Source organism: Ensifer sp. Root558 (assembly GCF_001427045.1).
GTDB lineage: Bacteria > Pseudomonadota > Alphaproteobacteria > Rhizobiales > Rhizobiaceae > Ensifer > Ensifer adhaerens.
The window spans coordinates 1-17,500 of sequence record NZ_LMGC01000012.1; the positions used below are offsets into that span (position 1 = coordinate 1).

Consider the following 17,500-nt stretch of genomic DNA (forward strand, 5'->3'; position numbering starts at 1 on the left):
GGTAGCTCGTCAGGCTCATAACCTGAAGGCCGCAGGTTCAAATCCTGCCCCCGCAACCAAATCAAAAAAAGCCCGCATGGAGAAATCCAGCGGGCTTTTTGACGTTTGAACGGCGCGCACACAGGCGCAAGTCGCAAGCTCAGGCAAGGGCCAAAAAACCGATCACGTCCGCCAGGATGGCATTCAGCGCAAACGCACGCTCCAGTGGGACATAATGGCCGCAAGCCGGGAGGACGTGCAAACGGCCGTCGATCGCGGCTGCGGCCTGTGAGGCGCTCGCCCTTGGCCCCGGAGCGACGTCGTCCGCTCCGGACACGATCGTGATCGGCCCTGGAAACGTCGAGAGGCAGTGATCCCGGCTCGGCCGCGTATGAAACACGGTAACGCCCCTTGCTATCTCCGCCGCCGAGGATCGTAACGCCATTTCTTTCGCCCGGTTGACAGTCGCCGCACCGGTGGTGCGGGAAAACAGCGGCGCCCAATAGGATTCCCAGGCAGCTTCCGGGCCTTCCTCGTCAATCAGCCTGAGCGCAGAGGCATGGAAAGTCGGATCGGGATGATGCCTGGCCTTCGTGCCGATCAGCACCAGCGCCGAGACCCGTTGCGGTGCGATGGTCGCGACCTCGAGCGCGCATGATCCGCCGACGGAACAGCCGACCACGATGATATTGTCGCCCTTCAGCGGTTCGAGTGCGGCCCGCGCCCATGCGTCAATCGTCTCTCCCGAAGAATAGAGGGTCGGAGCATGGGTTGCGTCTGGCAGCAGATGCATCTGCTCCGCCCACATGGAACCGTCGAGCGGCAATGCGTGCAGCAGCAAGAGTTCGGGGGCCGATCTTGGCTGCGGTCCGTTGGCGGAATGGGCGATCATGGAACGCACTATGAGCCAGCCGCCGGCGAAATGGCAATCCTGCCGCGCTTCGGACGGTTCACCAGCGGAGCGATGTCCGCAATAGTCCGTCAGGAGTGTAGTGTTGCTCGATATGCCCGCGCGCCCCCGCTGGACAATCGCGCAAAAATAGAAACTATCGCCGTGGCCGGAACAGAGTCGAAACGCGGCCTTAGGGCGGGAGTGGCGCGACATGAGTTATCAGGGAACCTTGGACGTCCACCGAAGCCGGCCCGTCCACGTGCTCTTTTTCGTCTGCGCCGCTTTGGCGATCCTCGGCAGCCTGCTTGCCGCCCCCGACGATTCTCCCTGGCGCTGGCTGCATTATCTGACGAAGCCGACGGCGACGCTGCTGCTTCTCGTCGTGGTGTTGCGAACGATCTCTGAAACACCCAGCGCCTATGCCTGGGCCGTTGCTATCGGTCTCGTCTTCGCGGCGGCCGGCGATGTCTTTCTTATGCTGCCGGGTGATTATTTCCTGGCAGGCCTCGTTTGCTTTCTGCTGACCCATTGCACCTATATTTACGCACTCACCCGTGATGCCAAGTTTGCCGAAAGCAAAGGCATCTTCGCGGCCTTTGCCCTCGTTGCGCTCGCCGTTGTCGGTGGGCTCTGGACCTCGCTTCCTGACGAAATGCGCATTCCCGTCATCATCTACGCCCTGGCGCTTGGAGCAATGGCGGCTCAGGCCATTTCCCGCGCCCGACAGCTTTCGGGAACGCCCCGGGCAACGGCGGCACGGCTCGCCGCCTATGGCGGCCTGTTGTTCCTGATCAGTGACAGCATACTCGCCTATGGCCGCTTCCGCTTCGCGATCCCCTTCAACGCGCTCTGGGTGCTTGGCACCTACTACGCAGCCCAATGGTTCTTTGCCCGCTCGACCGATGACCATAGCCACTGACAACCCCGCAGGTCTCCATGCCACTTTCGACGGGCTACGCACGACCTGGCGCGACAACCGGCCGTCCGTCGAACAACGCCGTGCGGACCTGAGCCGGCTCAGGGACCGCCTGCGTGCCCGCATGGAGGAGATGTGCGAGGCGATCGAAGAGGATTTTGGTCATCGCGCCCGGCATGAGACGTTGCTTGGCGAAGGGGGTGTCGTACTCTCGGAGATCGACCACATGCTGGCGAAGCTCAAACACTGGGTTCGGCCGGAACGACGCAAGGCCGGTTGGAAGCTATGGCCGGCGAAGGCCGAAGTGCGCTTCGTGCCGCTCGGTGTCGTCGGTATCATTTCGCCGTGGAACTACCCGGTCAACCTGGCGCTTGCCCCCTTGGTGGCGGCGATCGCGGCCGGTAACCACGTGTACCTGAAGCCGTCCGAACACACGCCGCGCACCGCGGAATTCCTTCGCTCGCTGCTTGCCGAAGTCTTTCCCGAGACACGGGTGGCTGTTGCCCTGGGGGCCGCCGAGCTTTCGGCAGCCTTCTCCGCCCTTCCCTTCGATCACTTGTTCTTCACCGGCTCGACCGCCGTCGGCCGCAAGGTGATGGCGGCGGCCGCGCAGAACCTGACACCTGTCACGCTGGAGCTCGGCGGCAAATCGCCGGCGATCGTCGGCGAAGCCGCAGACCTCGCCAAGGCTGCTGCGCGCATCGCGACCGGAAAGTTCTTCAACGCCGGGCAGACCTGTATCGCGCCCGACTATGTGCTGATCCATGAGAGCAGGCGGGATGCTTTCGTGGAGCAGCTCAAACGGGAGGCTGTGGCGCGCTATCGGTCGAAGCGTGGTCTCGACGATTACACGTCGATCATCAACGACGCCCAGTACGAGCGCCTGAAGCGGCTCATTGCGGATGCCGAGGCGCGCGGTCATCCGGTGGTTTCCCTTCTCGAAGGGGCAGCAGACGCGATAGCGCGGGAACGCGTCCTGCTGCCGACGCTCGTGCTTGATCCGGACCACGACAGCGCCGTCATGGGCGAGGAGATTTTTGGGCCCATCCTTCCCATCGTCAGTTACGCTTCCATCGACGAAGCCATCGCCTATGTGCGCGATCGCGACCGCCCGTTGGCACTTTATTGCTTCAGTCGCGATAACGTTGAAATCGAGGCCGTCCTGTCACGCATCGTCGCCGGCGGGGTCTGCGTCAACGACACGCTCTACCAGTTCGGCTGCAACGACCTGCCTTTCGGCGGCGTCGGCGCCAGCGGCATGGGCCACTATCACGGGCGCGACGGGTTCCTGACCTTCTCCAAGGCGATGCCGGTGCTGAGGAAACTCGATCCGGCGCCGAGCGACCTGGTGAAACCGCCCTATCGGGGCATTGCCGACTGGGTCATCCGCTTCCTGTCGCGATAATTCGCCAAAAAATCTGCAATCACGCAGCAATTTGGCCTTGTAGCTCTAGTTGCTAGAGGTCGTAGCCTTGCTTCAGAATTTGCAAGGAGCAGGTTATGGCGAGCACTATTCGGGAAGCCCGTTATCGCGTCGAGGGCATGGATTGCGCGTCCTGCGCGTCCAAGATCGATACGGCGGTGCGCCGGCTGTCGGGCGTCGAGGACGTATCGGTCTCTGTGTCGGCGGGCACCATGTCGGTCAAGTTTGCCGACGAAAACGATCTTGCGACGTCGATTGTGAGCAGGGTCGGAAAGCTCGGCTATCGTTTGCATCCGATCCAGGCAGGCCAGGCGTCGGAGCGGAAAGCGGCGCATGTCTGCTCCGGACACGATCATGACCATAACCACGACCACGATCACGGCGATCACAGTCATGACCATGACCATGACCATGATCATGGTCATCGACACGATGAGCACGCCCATCATCACGAGGGTAACGCCAGCCAGAAGGGCGAGACAGCCGCGGCAGCGATGGGCCTTCACGGTCATGACCACGGCCCGACGAGCGGCCCCTGGTGGAAGTCGGGCAAGGGCAAGCTGACGATTGCCAGCGGCCTGGCGCTGATTGCCGCCTATGCGGTCGGCAAGACGATCCCGGCGACCGAGCCCTGGATCTTTACCCTCGCCATGCTCGTCGGCCTGTTGCCGATTGCGCGGCGCGCCTTTGTCGCTGCGACCATGGGCACGCCGTTTTCGATCGAGATGCTGATGACGATCGCCGCGATCGGCGCGGTCTTCATCGGCGCGACGGAAGAGGCGGCAATGGTCGTCCTGCTCTTCCTGGTCGGTGAACTGCTGGAGGGCGTGGCCGCCGGCAAGGCGCGCGCCAGCATCCAGTCGCTGACGGCGCTCGTTCCGAAATCCGCCTTCGTCGAGCGCGATGGGCGGCTGGATGAGGTTCCGGCCGAAACGCTGAGCGTGGGCGCCGTCATTCTCGTTCGCCCCGGCGACCGCATTCCGGCTGACGGAGTCATTCTCTCCGGCGAAAGTGCCGTCGACGAAGCGCCGGTTACCGGCGAGAGCACGCCGGTGCGCAAGGAAGTCGATGACACCGTGGTTGCGGGCACCGTCAATGGCTCCGGCGCGCTGCGCGTGCGGGTCACGGCCGCCGCTGCCGACAACACCATTGCGCGCATCGTCCGCATGGTGGAGGAAGCCCAGGAAAGCAAGGCGCCGACCGAGCGCTTTATCGACCGCTTCTCGCGCTACTATACGCCGGGTGTCGTCGTCGTCGCGGCGCTTGTGGCGGTGCTGCCGCCGCTTCTCTCCGGCGGCTTCTGGGACGAGTGGATCTACAAGGGTCTTGCCATTCTCCTTATCGGCTGCCCCTGCGCGCTCGTCATCTCGACACCGGCAGCGATCGCCGCCAGCCTTTCGGCCGGCGCCCGTCGTGGGTTGCTGATGAAGGGCGGCGCCGTGCTTGAGAATGTCGGCAAAGTCACGGCCGCCGCCTTCGACAAGACCGGGACGCTGACGGAAGGCAAGCCGAAGGTGACGGATATCGTCGGCTTCGGCCGGTCGGAGGCGGAGGTCCTGCGTCTTGCCGCAGCGCTGGAGCAGGGATCGAGCCACCCGCTTGCCCGGGCCATCCTGGAGCGCAGCACGGCTGATGGCGTTGCGATCCCCAATATCGCCACCGTGAATGCGGTGGGCGGCAAGGGGCTGGAAGGGACCGTCGAAGGCATCGCGCTGTTCTTCGGTTCGCCGAAGGCCGCAGCCGAGCGGACGCCGTTGACGGCAGACGAAAAGGCGCGCGTCGCCGCGCTCAACGATGAAGGTAAGACCGTTTCGGTGCTGGTCGCCGGTGGCGTGATTGCCGGTGCCATTGCAATGCGTGACGAGCCCCGGCCGGATGCGGCGGCTGGTGTGAAGGCGCTCACGGACGCCGGCCTCCGCGTCGTCATGCTGACCGGCGACAACCGCCGCACGGCCGAAGCGATCGGCCGCCAGTTCGGCATGGAAGTCCGTGCGGAGCTCCTGCCCGAGGACAAGCAACGCATCGTGCGCGAACTGAAGGCGGAAGGCTTCAACGTCGCCAAGATCGGTGACGGCATCAACGACGCGCCGGCGCTGGCCGCGGCCGACATCGGTATCGCCATGGGCGGCGGCACCGATGTGGCGCTGGAAACGGCGGACGCGGCGGTGTTGCACGGCCGTGTCGGCGACGTCGCGGCGATGATCCGGCTCTCCCGCTCGACGATGCGCAACATCGTTCAGAACATCACGATTGCGCTTGGCCTGAAGGCGGTCTTCCTGGTGACGACGATCATCGGCGTTACCGGCCTTTGGCCGGCGATCCTCGCCGACACCGGTGCGACCGTTCTCGTCACGATGAATGCCCTCAGGCTGCTTCGGCCCGTACGAGCCGTCTGAGAACCACCAAATAATCCCAATATGAAGGACCGGCGGCACCCGTTGTCGCCGGTTTTTCGCGTCCAAGTGCCTGTGTATATTCACGCTGGACTCTCACCAGCGATCTGATGAGAGTATAAGGAGATCACGGTTGAGGGCTTTCGCCCCGAAAAATCGATGATAAACTTAGACCAAATGGTAAAAAAATCGCCGGCACGGTTTCTGGGAAGAATGCCGAAGCGGGCCAGTTTGGGGATCGCAAGGCCAATATGGACAATATTGCCATCGAACTGCGTGGGATCGACAAGAGTTTCGGTCCGGTCCACGCCAACAAGAACATCAATCTAAAAGTCCGCAAAGGGACGATCCACGGCATCATCGGCGAAAACGGTGCGGGAAAATCGACCCTGATGTCGATCCTCTACGGCTTCTATCAGGCCGATAGCGGTGAAATCCTCGTCGACGGAAAACCCGTAGCGATCCGCGATCCGAATGCGGCGATCGCCGCCGGCATCGGCATGGTCCACCAGCATTTCATGCTGGTCGAGAACTTCACGGTGCTCGAAAACATCATGCTCGGCGCCGAGGACAGCCAGATCCTCAACAAAGGTATTGCCAAGGCGCGCGTCGAGCTGAAGCGGCTGGAGCGCGAATATGCGCTAGAAGTCGATCCGGATGCCGTCATCGAGGAACTGCCCGTTGGCCTGCAGCAGCGCGTCGAGATCCTGAAAGCACTTTATCGCCGGGCCGATATCCTGATCCTCGACGAGCCGACCGGCGTCTTGACGCCGGCTGAGGCCGACCATCTCTTCCGGGTGCTCGAACAGCTGAAGAACCAGGGCAAGACCGTCATCCTCATCACCCACAAGCTGCGCGAGATCATGGCGATCACCGACGAGGTGTCGGTCATGCGCCGCGGCGAGATGGTAGCAACGCGCACGACGGCTGAAACCTCGGTCGAAGAGCTTGCCGAACTCATGGTCGGGCGTCGCGTCTTGCTGCGTGTCGAAAAGGGCGAGGCCAAGCCCGGCGAGGTGAAGCTCGCGGTCGAGGGGCTGACGGTCAAGGACGGCCGCGGTGTCACCATGGTTGACAACGTCTCCTTCAACCTGAGGGCGGGTGAGATCGTCGGCATTGCCGGAGTTGCCGGCAACGGCCAATCCGAGCTGCTCGAAGCGATTTCGGGCATTCGTCGCGCCGTGTCGGGCTCCGTGCTTCTCAACGGTAAGCCCATCGACGTTACCGGCCGCGCCGACCCCTCCGAACTGCGCAATCGTGGTCTCGCCCACGTGCCGGAAGACCGCCACCATGTCGGTCTCGTGCTGAAGTTCGAGGAATGCGAAAACGCGATCCTCGGCTATCATCACGACAAGCGTTACCTCAACGGCGTCTTCCTGAACGTCGATGCGATCCGCAAGGACGCAGAGCAGCGCATCGCCGAATACGATATCCGCCCGCCGAATCCGCGGCTGAAGACCGCCAATTTCTCCGGCGGCAACCAGCAGAAGATCGTGCTGGCGCGTGAAATGGAGCGCGGGCCCGATGTGCTGATCATCGGCCAGCCGACGCGCGGCGTCGATGTCGGCGCCATCGAATTCATCCATAGACGGATCATCGAGATGCGCGACCAGGGCATGGCTGTCCTGTTGGTCTCCGTCGAGCTCGATGAAATCCGCGCCCTGTCGGACCGTATCCTCGTCATGTTTGCCGGCCGTGTCGTCGGCGAGCGCGATCCGGATGCGACCGAGGGCGAACTCGGCCTGCTGATGGCCGGCGTTGAAGGCCGCAAGGAGGCCGCAGAATGAGCACCCCCTATGCTAAGCTTCCGGGCTGGGTCGAATACGGCCTCGTCCCGCTGGTCAACCTCGCTGTTGCCTTCCTCGTCGCCGGTCTCGTCGTGTTGCTCGTCGGTGAAAATCCGTTGGAAGCGGCCTATCACCTGATCAACGGCGCCTTCGGCCGCGGCGAATATCTCGGCTTCACGCTGTACTACGCCACCACCTTCATCTTCACCGGTCTTGCCGTCGCAGTCGCCTTCCATGCCGGCCTCTTCAACATCGGCGGCGAAGGCCAGGCCTATGTCGGTGGTATCGGCGTGGCGCTTGCCTGCCTCTGGCTCGACCAGACGATGCCGTGGTTCGTGGTGTTCCCGCTGGCGATCCTCGGGTCCGCCTTCTTCGGCGCTGCCTGGGCCTTCCTGCCCGGCTGGCTGCAGGCCAAGCGCGGCAGCCACATCGTCATCACGACGATCATGTTCAACTTCATCGCCTCGAGCCTGATGGTCTACCTGTTGACGCGGGTGCTGAAGCCGCTCGGCTCGATGTCGCCGCAGACGCGCACCTTCGCCGAAGGCGGGCAACTGCCCAAGCTCGATTGGCTGCTCGCGATCTTCGGGCTGGATATCGGTACGGCGCCGTTCAACGTCTCGTTCCTGCTGGCGCTCGTCGCGGCCTTCTGCGTCTGGCTTCTGATCTGGCGCACCAAGCTCGGCTATGAAATGCGCACCATGGGCCACAGCCCTTCGGCCGCGCGCTACGCCGGCATGAGTGAAAGCCGCATCACCGTCATCACCATGATGATATCCGGTGCGCTTGCCGGCATGATGGCGCTCAATCCGATCATGGGCGAGCAGGGGCGCATGCAGCTCGACTTCGTGCAGGGCGCAGGCTTCGTCGGCATCGCCGTGGCGCTGATGGGCCGCTCGCATCCGGCCGGCATCATCCCGGCCGCCATTCTCTTCGGCATGCTTTACCAGGGCGGAGCCGAAATCTCCTTCGAAATGCCGTCGATCTCGCGCGACATGATCGTGATCATCCAGGGTCTCGTCATTCTCTTTGCCGGTGCACTCGAAAACATGTTCAGGCCGGCGATCGCCCGGCTGTTTGCGATGCAGAGCCGCCGTGCGGCCGTCGTGGCACAGACCAAGGGAGCTTGAAGCCATGGATTTCTTCCACGTCATCGTGGTGCTCCTCGAGTCCACCATCCGCGTATCCGTCCCGCTGATCTTCGCAGCGCTGGCAGGGCTCTTCACCGAGCGCGCCGGCATCTTCGACATCGGCCTTGAAGGCAAGATGCTTGGTGCTGCCTTTGCCGCCGGCGCTGTTGCGGCCGTCACCCAGTCGGTCTGGATGGGGCTGCTTGCCGCCATCCTGATCTCGATCGCGCTGTCGCTGGTGCACGGCTATGCGTCGATCACCCAGCGCGGCAACCAGATCGTCTCGGGTGTCGCGATCAACTTCATCGTCGCCGGCTCGACCGTCATCCTTGGCGAGGCCTGGTTCCGCCAGGGCGGCCGCACGCCGGCACTCGGCGAAGGTGCGCGCTTCCAGACGATCACCTTCCCCTATGCCGACAGCATCCGCGAAATCCCGATCCTCGGTCCGATCTATTCGGACCTGCTTTCCGGGCATTTCATCCTGACCTATGTCGCCTTTGCCATGGTGCCGCTCAGCTGGTGGATCCTCTACCGCACCCGCTTCGGCCTGCGGCTGCGCGCCGTCGGCGAGAACCCGGGCGCGGTCGACACAGCCGGTATTTCGGTGATCTGGATGCGCTATCGCGCCGTCATCTGCTGCGGCATTCTCTGCGGCTTTGCAGGTGCCTATCTGTCGCTGGCCATGACCGCCGGCTTCGTCAAGGGAATGACCGCCGGTAAGGGTTATATCGCGCTGGCAGCGTTGATCTTCGCCAAGTGGCGTCCATTCAACATCATGCTCGCCTGCCTGCTTTTCGGCTTCCTAGATGCGCTCGCCATCCGTCTGCAGGGCAATCCGCTGCCGCTGATCGGCCAGGTGCCGGTGCAGTTGATGCAGGCGCTGCCCTATATCCTCACCGTAATCCTGCTTGCCGGTTTCATCGGCAAGGCCATTCCGCCGAAGGCCGGCGGCGTCCCCTATGTCAAGGAGCGCTAGAACCATGGAAAAGGAACTGTTCGAAGCCGCGCGTGACGCAATGGCCAAGGCGCATGCGCCCTACTCGAAGTTTCCGGTCGGCGCGGCGATCCGCGCCGAGGACGGCAAGATCTATACCGGCGCCAACATCGAGAACCTGTCCTTCCCCGAGGGCTGGTGCGCCGAGACCACCGCGATCAGCCATATGGTCATGGCCGGTCAGCGCAAGATCATGGAAGTCGCCGTCATTGCCGAGAAGCTGGCGCTCTGCCCGCCCTGCGGCGGCTGCCGCCAGCGGCTGGCGGAGTTCTCCGGCGCCAGCACGCGCATCTTCCTGTGCGACGAGACCGGCGTGAAAAAGACCCTGGCACTGTCGGACCTGCTGCCGCACAGCTTCGAGACCGAGATTCTCGGATGACCGCGGCCGCTGAACTGTTGAAAGCCAGGCTCGGGGACCTCTCTCCACGCTATGGCATCGTGCTCGGCTCCGGCCTCGGTTCTCTGGTCGAGGCTTTGGACGAGACGTTGCGCCTCTCCTACGCCGAAATCCCGGGCTTCCCGGTCAGCAGCGTCTCCGGCCATGCCGGCGAACTTGTGGCCGGAACGCTCTCGGGCGTGCCTGTTGTCATGCTGTCTGGTCGGGTCCACTACTACGAGCAGGGCGACGCCAATGCGATGCGCGTCCCGCTCGAAACCCTGAAGGCGCTCGGCATCGAATGCCTGGTGCTGACCAATTCCGCCGGATCGCTGCGGGATGATCTGCCGCCGGGATCGGTGATGCGGATATCCGACCACATCAACTACTCGGGCTTCAACCCGCTGATCGGCGTCGACAGCGACGATCGCTTCGTCGGCATGACCAATGCCTATGATGCCGAGCTTGCGGAAAGAATGCAGGAGAGCGCCGAGCGCCTCGGCATTCCGCTTCTCGCCGGCGTCTACATGTGGTTCTCCGGACCGAGCTTCGAAACGCCGGCGGAGATCCGCATGGCGCGCATCCTTGGCGCCGATGCGGTCGGCATGTCCACGGTTCCGGAAGTCATCCTCGCGCGCTTCTTCGGCCTCCGCGTCGTTGCCGCCTCGGTCATCACCAATTTCGGCGCCGGCATGACCGGTGGCGAGATCAGCCATCACGAGACGAAGGACATGGCGCCGATCGGCGGTAAGCGGCTTGCCGCGATCCTCGCCGACATGATCGCGGCCGACGCGGTGCGCGGGTGACGATGCTTCCGCAGGAAACCATCAGGCGCAAACGCAACGGCGAGCACCTCGCCTCGGCCGAGATCGCGGATTTCGTTCGCGGCCTGTCGGATGGTTCGATCTCCGAAGGGCAGGTCGCCGCCTTCGCCATGGCGATCTGGTTCTCCGGCATGAGCCGCGAGGAGACCGTCGCGCTGACATTGGCGATGCGCGATAGCGGCGAAACACTCGACTGGAGCGCCATTAAACGACCCATTGCCGACAAACATTCGACCGGCGGTGTCGGCGACAACGTCTCGCTGATGCTGGCGCCGATCGTTGCCGCCTGCGGGCTCGCCGTGCCGATGATATCAGGGCGCGGCCTCGGGCACACCGGCGGCACGCTCGACAAGCTCGAATCCATACCCGGCTATGATATCCAGCCGTCGGCGAGTGTCTTCCGCAGGACGGTCGACGAGATCGGTTGCGCGGTCATCGGCCAGACCGCTAATCTCGCGCCTGCCGACAAGCGCCTCTATGCGATCCGCGATGTCACTGCGACCGTCGATTCGGTACCGCTGATCACGGCCTCGATTCTGTCGAAGAAGCTCGCGGCCGGCCTTCAGTCGCTGGTGCTGGACGTCAAGCTCGGCAACGGCTCCTTCATGAGCGATGCGCGTGAGGCCGAAATCCTGGCGCGCTCGTTGGTCGACGTTGCCAATGGCGCCGGCGTTCGCACCTCCGCACTCCTGACTGACATGAACGAGCCCCTGGCAGACGCGGCCGGCAATGCACTGGAGATCGACAATTGCCTGGCTTTCCTTCGAGGCGAGAAGAAGGGAACGCGGCTTGAAACCGTCGTGCTCGCCTTTGCCGCCGAAATGTTGGTGGCCGGCGGCGTTGCCGGTGATGCCGAACAGGGTGAAGCCCAGGCGCGCAAAGTGCTTGGCAGCGGAGCGGCACTGGAACGGTTCGGGAAGATGGTACATGCGCTGGGTGGCCCGGCGGATTTCATCGAGCGCTCGGTCGCCTATCTCGGACGTGCGCCGGTCATTCTGCCGGTCGAAGCCGAGCAGTCCGGCTATCTCGCCGCCTGTGAGACGCGGGAACTGGGCATGGCCGTCATCGCGCTCGGCGGCGGGCGTTCGCATCCAGACGACAGGATCGATCACCGCGTCGGTTTCGATGCGCTGAAGCCGCTTGGAACGCGGGTCGCGAAGGGCGATCTCATCGCCTTCGTTCACGCGGCAGACCAGCAGGCGGCGGAAGCGGCCCGGCGACGCCTTTTGGCACTCTACACGATCGATGAGGTCGAGCCGGAGACGAGGTCCCCGATCCTCGCGAAAATCACCTGACCAGATGCAGGTCGCCGTCCTCGACACGGAAAGAGGACAGCCGGTTCAGGAAGGTCATGCCGATCAGAGTCCCCGAGAGCGCCTTGTCCGGAAGCACCAGCGCCTGAACGTCGCGCACCGATATGCCGCCGATCTCGATTCGGCTGAGGACCACCGGCGCTGCCCCGACGATGCCATTGGCCGTGTTGACACGTGCCGCGGCGAAGTCGAGCGTGTTCGCCGAAATCCCGAGCCGCCTTGCGGTTGAAAAGTTGATAGTGATCGCACTGGCGCCGGTATCGACCAGTCCGCGTTCCGTTCGCCCATTGATGCGGAAGGTGCCAATGAAGTGCCCTCTGTCGTCGGCGTCGAGCACGACGCTGCGCCCCATCGCGTATTTCGCGGTGGTCGTCGGCGGGGCTGCAGCTACCTGAGTGACCTTCCCGTTGTCTGGGTGGGACAGAAACCTGGTCGCAAGGTTCGGGACCACGATGGCCGCGACTGCCGCAGCGCCGGCCAATGTCAGCAGACGGACGAGCATGGACATCACCTCTTAATCGAACTTATGCTCGTGCAAGTAGAGCCGATGATGCCTAAGACGACATAAAAAAACCGCCGGGATCCGACGGTTTTCTCATCGATTTCAGATCCTGGTTAAGGATCTGAAAATCACTTGGTGCCGTACATGCGGTCGCCGGCGTCACCCAGACCGGGCATGATGTAGCCGAGTTCGTTCAGGTGGCTGTCGATCGAGGCGGTGAAGATCGGCACGTCCGGGTGCGCGCTCTGGAAATTGCGGATGCCTTCAGGAGCGGCGAGCAGGCAGAGGAAGCGCATGTTCTTGGCGCCGCGCTCCTTCAGCTTGTCGATCGCCGCGATCGAGGAATTGCCGGTGGCAAGCATCGGATCGACGACGATGATCAGGCGCTCTGACAGGCTCTCCGGTGCCTTGAAGTAGTATTCCACCGCCTCCAGCGTCTCATGGTCGCGATAGACGCCGATATGGGAGACGCGGGCCGAAGGCACGAGTTCGAGCATGCCTTCGAGCAGCCCGTTGCCGGCGCGCAGGATCGAGGCGAAGACAAGCTTCTTGCCTTCGAGGACCGGCGAGTCGATTTCCTGCAGCGGCGTTTCGATGCGCTCCATCGTCAGCTCTAGATCGCGCGTCACCTCGTAGCAGAGCAGCGTCGAGATCTCACGGAGAAGCCGGCGGAAACCCGCAGTCGAGGTCTCCTTCTTGCGCATGATGGTCAGCTTGTGCTGCACAAGCGGATGATCGATCACTGTAACGCCGTTCATGGCTCACCTTTCCGGATTTTTTGTATCCGTCCTTTTTCCATGGAATGCGCCGTCGCCGCAAGGGTATTGGCCGACCGGAGACCGTCATCCCCAGCCGGCAAATCGCGACCTGTACCCCTAGATCCGCGTCAGCAACCGCTGACGCGTCGCCTCGTCGACAAAGGCGGCTTCGATCGCGGTCCTGGTCATGCCGTTGATCTCATCGTCGCTGAAGCCCATCACCGCGGAGGCGATGTCGTATTCCTGGGCGAGCGAAGTGTGGAAGAACGGTGGGTCGTCGGAATTGAGCGTGACGCGCACGCCGGCCTCGTGCAGGGCCCACAGCGGATGCGACGCGAAATCGGGGAAGACCTGAAGCGAGATGTTGGAACCGGGGCAGACCTCGAGCACCACACCCTCATCGGCGAGGCGCCGCACCAGATCCGCGTCTTCGATCGCCCGCACACCGTGGCTGATGCGCGACGGGCGCACGTGGTCGAGCGCGTCGCGAACGCTGAAGGCGCCCGAGAGTTCGCCCGCATGGATCGTCAGCCCGAGGCCGGCATCACGCACGATGTCGAAGGCGCGCGCGAAGTCGGCGACCTTGTGCATGCGCTCTTCGCCGGCAAGGTTGAAGCCGGTGACGAACTTGTGTTCGCGCCTGGCGGCGAATTCGGCCGTCTTGATCACCGATTCCGGGCCGAGATGGCGGATGCCCGTGATCAGCATGCGCGATTCGATGCCGGTCTTCTGCCGGGCGGCTTCCATTCCGGCGGCAAGACCTTCGAGATAGGCGTGGGCACCCAGGCCGATCGTGTTGCCGTGGTCGGGCGAAACGATGATTTCGCTGTAGATCGTTCCGGCTTCGGCAAGTTCGGTCAGATAGGCTTCCGCGAGCAGCGCGTAGTCTTCCTCGGTCTTAAACAGCGAGGCGATGGCGTCGTAGCATTTCACGAAGCTGGTGAAGTCTTCCCAGACATAGGCCTTGTCGCGGATGATTGCGCTGGTGTCGACGCCATATTTCTCGGCCTGGGCCAAAGCCAGTTCGGGCGGCGTCGCACCCTCGATGTGGCAATGCAGTTCCGCCTTCTTCAGATGTGCGGTCAAATGAGGCTTCTCCCATGGTGGCCCGGCGCGATGCCGAGATGCTTGGCGACGGTTTCGCCGATATGCGTGAAGGTATTGGCAATGCCAAGCGAGCGGCTGCGCAGGGACGGCCCGAACATCAGCACCGGCACGCGCTCGCGCGTATGGTCGGTACCGCGCCAGGTCGGGTCGCAGCCATGGTCGGCCGTCAGGATGACGATGTCGCCCGGCTGCAGGCGACGGTCGAGATCGGGCAGGCGCGCGTCGAAGGCCTCGAGGGCAGCCGCATAGCCGGCAACGTCGCGACGATGGCCGTAGAGCATGTCGAAATCGACGAAGTTGGTGAAGACCAGGCTTCCGTCCTCGGCCTCGTCGATGGCTGCAATGCTGGCATCGAAGAGCGCCATGTTGCCATCGGCCTTGGTCAGCTTGGTCACGCCCTGATGGGCGAAGATGTCGCCGATCTTCCCGATAGCGTGAACCGAGCGCTCGGCCTCCACCAGCCGGTCGAGGATGGTCGGCTCCGGTGGCAACACCGAAAAGTCGCGCCGGTTGCCGGTGCGCACAAAAGTCTGCGGGCTCGCGCCGACGAAGGGGCGGGCGATGACGCGGCCGATATTGTAGTGGTCGAGCAGGCGGCGAACGATCTGGCAAAGCTCGAGCAGGCGGTCGAGGCCAAAACTCTGCTCGTGCGCTGCGATCTGGAAGACCGAGTCCGACGAAGTGTAGCAGATCGGCTTGCCACTGCGCATGTGCTCCTCGCCGTGGCGGACGATGATATCGGTGCCGGAGGCGTGGCAGTTGCCGAGAATGCCGGGAATGTTGGCCTCGCGGCAGATCGCTTCGACGAGCTCCGGCGGAAAGGCGTCGCCTTCGGCGGAGAAGTAGCCCCAGTCGAACATGACGGGGGTCCCGGCGATTTCCCAATGACCGGAAGGCGTGTCCTTGCCGCGCGATACTTCGCTCGCCGCACCATAGGCGCCATAGACGCGATTGGGCACCGGCATGCCCTGGGGAATGGTGCCGGTCGCAAGCTTTGCCGCGTGGATCAGGCCAAGCGCGGACATGTTCGGCAGGCTGAGCGGGCCCTCGCGCAATCCGGGCCGGTCGGCAGCGCCGATAGCGCAGAACTCGGCGATATGGCCAAGCGTGTTGGCACCGAGATCGCCGAAGGCTTCGGCGTCCGGCGCTCCGCCTATGCCAAAGGAATCGAGAACGAATAGAAAGGCACGCGCCATGATGCACCTGACAGCGGGCGCGCGGCGATCGCGGCCCGAGACCTCCGGAAAAGCGCAGGTACGCCCGCTAGGGCACCCGCGCAATCTCGAAGGGATAGCGCCGCTCGTTGCTCAATGCAATTGCGCCGCATGTCTGTCTGATCAGCAATCCGAGCATTTTATCGGCTGGGAGAGGCGTGCGTGGAAGTAGGCCGTCTTGGAGAGATCGATGGTCTTTGCCGTCGCCTGAAGGTTGGGCGCATAGAGCAGGAGTTCGTGCGGTACGGTCAGTTCCGTGCGAATGACGAAGGAGTTGGTCGCTGTGAACTGGGCGGGCAGGGAGACCTTCGTATTGACGGCATAGGGCGTGCCGCCTGCCTGATCGCGCGACCACAGGATCGTGCCCTCATTGGTGTTCGTGACCGCGATGCCGCTGATCTTCAGCGTGTAGTTGGCATTTCCGTAGGGCGCCAGGATGCTCTTTGCGATGTTCGGCACGTTGGCGAGGAAGGCCTTGTTGACCTCCGTCTGCTGCGCGACGACGTCGGCCGTAGCGCTTGCGGCGCGCGCGGTCTTGCCGGCAACTGTAAAACCGACCGAGAGTTCGAAGGCGCCGAGATAGGCCATCACCAGCAGCGGGGCGACGATCGCGAATTCGACCGCACCGACGCCGCTTCTGTCGCGCCGTAGCGCGCCAAGTGTCTTGGTAATCGGCTTGAGGCGCAGGATTTCTAACGCGGAATACGGCATCGGGGGCGCCTCACTCGCTCTCGTTGCGGAAGGTGGCGGTCGCCACCATGAGATAGTCCTTCGGCATGCTTGAGCCGGCGGGCCGCAGGTTGGTGATGAACGGCCTGACGAGGTCCGTGAAGACGCTCCAGCGATAATAGGCGCGAACCACGTTGAAGGAGCCGGGGCCGCCAGGAGCAAACTTGAAGCCGGTCGTGTCGATGTCGGTGGAATCGGCCTTCCGCGGGATCAGCACGGGAAACTTGCTGAGATCACTGACCGCCCTGACGTCCAGATAGAATTGCGAGGGTAGGCCGGCTTCAGTGGCCGAGCACTTCATCAGGACCGAGATCTCGTCGCAGAACGCCTGGCGGAACTGAGCCTCGCTCATGTCGGTCTGTTTTCCCTGCTGGAAGGTGATCTGACCGGTGCGGACCTTGCGCGCCATCGTCTCCGTCGCATTCGCCAGGAGCTGGTCGCCGTAGAAGGCGGCGAAGGTTTCGAGCGAGGCGAAGATCACCACGAAGAAGGGAAGCGCGAGAATGGCGAACTCGATACTCGTCGTGCCTTTGCGGTCGCGAAGGAAGCGGCTGAAAATGCCTTTTCGCCTTTTTTCGGCCCCGCTCGGCCGCCATGTTGCCTGCTCGATGTTCATTGCGCCGTCCCATCATGTTACGCCAGACGGGCGGCAGATTATGGAGCAACCATTGATATTTCGTTCTCAGGGATGGTGCGCATTTTAACGAACCACGCGCTTCGAACCCATAAAAATCAATTGGTGCTACCTGTGGTTTTGCGTTCCGCGTGACGCTCACAATTTGGCGTGCAGGAGAGCACGGTGCGGGACGTTTGTTTATAGACGCGCACGGTGTTACCTTCGTCGATCGACACCAGGATCCGCTCGTCGACGATGGCGTTTCCGTCCTGATCGAGGATGACCAGGTTGGTGGTTCCGAAGTTGCGGCCGGTAATGACGATCGTACGGGCGTCCGCAACCGTCGCGTCCGCCACCTCGGCATTGCCGATGATGACCTTGCTGACCGGGCGATCGAGCTTCAATACGCGCGCATGATCCATATACACACGCATCATGTCGCTTTCGGCCGCGGCGGCAACCGATGGGGCGAGGGCGGCGATCGCGAATGCGAATATGGCGGCTCGGCCGGTCGCGAATGGCGTGGTCATGGCGGGTCCCTAGGTGG

At 63.2% G+C, this 17,500-nt stretch carries 17 protein-coding genes; 9 read left to right on the forward strand and 8 right to left on the reverse strand.

Annotation, left to right across the window (positions count from 1 at the left end):
• Positions 1–139: 139 nt before the first annotated feature.
• Positions 140–871 carry an alpha/beta hydrolase gene (locus ASD63_RS13300; RefSeq protein ID WP_060529495.1) on the reverse strand — a complete coding sequence of 244 codons (732 nt, stop codon included), beginning with the start codon at positions 869–871 and terminating at the stop codon, positions 140–142.
• Between the two features lie 211 nt (positions 872–1,082).
• On the opposite strand from ASD63_RS13300, the gene ASD63_RS13305 reads away from it, so the two are divergent.
• The 9 genes from ASD63_RS13305 to deoA all read left to right on the forward strand — a co-directional run bounded on the left by ASD63_RS13305 (position 1,083) and on the right by deoA (position 12,009).
• Positions 1,083–1,790, forward strand: a complete 708-nt coding sequence (locus ASD63_RS13305) for a lysoplasmalogenase (protein ID WP_034805132.1) — start codon at positions 1,083–1,085, stop codon at positions 1,788–1,790.
• On the forward strand, positions 1,774–3,192 hold the full coding sequence (locus ASD63_RS13310; protein WP_090426693.1) for a coniferyl aldehyde dehydrogenase: 1,419 nt from the start codon (positions 1,774–1,776) through the stop codon (positions 3,190–3,192). The genes ASD63_RS13305 and ASD63_RS13310 overlap by 17 nt, the downstream gene beginning before the upstream one ends.
• Positions 3,193–3,287: 95 nt before the next feature.
• Entirely contained in the window at positions 3,288–5,606 is a 2,319-nt protein-coding gene (locus tag ASD63_RS13315; protein WP_060529496.1) for a heavy metal translocating P-type ATPase, read from the forward strand.
• Positions 5,607–5,854: 248 nt separating this feature from the next.
• Positions 5,855–7,390, forward strand: coding sequence for an ABC transporter ATP-binding protein (locus ASD63_RS13320; RefSeq protein ID WP_034805126.1), 1,536 nt, complete (start codon positions 5,855–5,857; stop codon positions 7,388–7,390).
• Positions 7,387–8,520, forward strand: a complete 1,134-nt coding sequence (locus ASD63_RS13325; RefSeq protein ID WP_034805123.1) for an ABC transporter permease — start codon at positions 7,387–7,389, stop codon at positions 8,518–8,520. The genes ASD63_RS13320 and ASD63_RS13325 overlap by 4 nt, the downstream gene beginning before the upstream one ends.
• Before the next feature lie 4 nt (positions 8,521–8,524).
• On the forward strand, positions 8,525–9,496 hold the full coding sequence (locus tag ASD63_RS13330) for an ABC transporter permease (RefSeq protein WP_034805120.1): 972 nt from the start codon (positions 8,525–8,527) through the stop codon (positions 9,494–9,496).
• Between the two features lie 4 nt (positions 9,497–9,500).
• Positions 9,501–9,893: a cytidine deaminase gene (locus ASD63_RS13335; RefSeq protein WP_034805117.1), complete on the forward strand. Its 393-nt coding sequence runs from the start codon at positions 9,501–9,503 to the stop codon at positions 9,891–9,893.
• Positions 9,890–10,696: a purine-nucleoside phosphorylase gene (locus ASD63_RS13340; RefSeq protein WP_034805114.1), complete on the forward strand. Its 807-nt coding sequence runs from the start codon at positions 9,890–9,892 to the stop codon at positions 10,694–10,696. Before ASD63_RS13335 ends, ASD63_RS13340 begins: the two co-directional genes overlap by 4 nt.
• A complete protein-coding gene (deoA, locus tag ASD63_RS13345) occupies positions 10,693–12,009 on the forward strand; it encodes a thymidine phosphorylase (protein ID WP_034805112.1) in 1,317 nt (438 codons plus the stop codon). The genes ASD63_RS13340 and deoA overlap by 4 nt, the downstream gene beginning before the upstream one ends.
• Here deoA and ASD63_RS13350 read toward each other — a convergent pair.
• The 7 genes from ASD63_RS13350 to ASD63_RS13380 form a co-directional block, all read right to left on the reverse strand.
• Positions 12,002–12,529, reverse strand: a complete 528-nt coding sequence (locus tag ASD63_RS13350) for a TIGR02281 family clan AA aspartic protease (RefSeq protein WP_034805316.1) — start codon at positions 12,527–12,529, stop codon at positions 12,002–12,004. The two genes, deoA and ASD63_RS13350, sit on opposite strands and share 8 nt — an antisense overlap.
• A 128-nt stretch (positions 12,530–12,657) precedes the next feature.
• Positions 12,658–13,287 (reverse strand): uracil phosphoribosyltransferase, encoded by a 630-nt coding sequence (gene upp / locus ASD63_RS13355; RefSeq protein ID WP_034805105.1) that lies wholly within the window; start codon positions 13,285–13,287, stop codon positions 12,658–12,660.
• Positions 13,288–13,404: 117 nt separating this feature from the next.
• Positions 13,405–14,373: an adenosine deaminase gene (locus ASD63_RS13360; RefSeq protein WP_034805102.1), complete on the reverse strand. Its 969-nt coding sequence runs from the start codon at positions 14,371–14,373 to the stop codon at positions 13,405–13,407.
• On the reverse strand, positions 14,370–15,590 hold the full coding sequence (locus ASD63_RS13365) for a phosphopentomutase (protein ID WP_034805099.1): 1,221 nt from the start codon (positions 15,588–15,590) through the stop codon (positions 14,370–14,372). Before ASD63_RS13365 ends, ASD63_RS13360 begins: the two co-directional genes overlap by 4 nt.
• A 141-nt stretch (positions 15,591–15,731) precedes the next feature.
• Positions 15,732–16,319: a TadE/TadG family type IV pilus assembly protein gene (locus ASD63_RS13370; protein ID WP_051659691.1), complete on the reverse strand. Its 588-nt coding sequence runs from the start codon at positions 16,317–16,319 to the stop codon at positions 15,732–15,734.
• 10 nt (positions 16,320–16,329) lie between these two features.
• On the reverse strand, positions 16,330–16,953 hold the full coding sequence (locus tag ASD63_RS13375; protein WP_034805082.1) for a TadE/TadG family type IV pilus assembly protein: 624 nt from the start codon (positions 16,951–16,953) through the stop codon (positions 16,330–16,332).
• Between the two features lie 116 nt (positions 16,954–17,069).
• Positions 17,070–17,483, reverse strand: a complete 414-nt coding sequence (locus ASD63_RS13380; protein ID WP_034805079.1) for a pilus assembly protein N-terminal domain-containing protein — start codon at positions 17,481–17,483, stop codon at positions 17,070–17,072.
• Positions 17,484–17,500 lie beyond the last annotated feature (17 nt).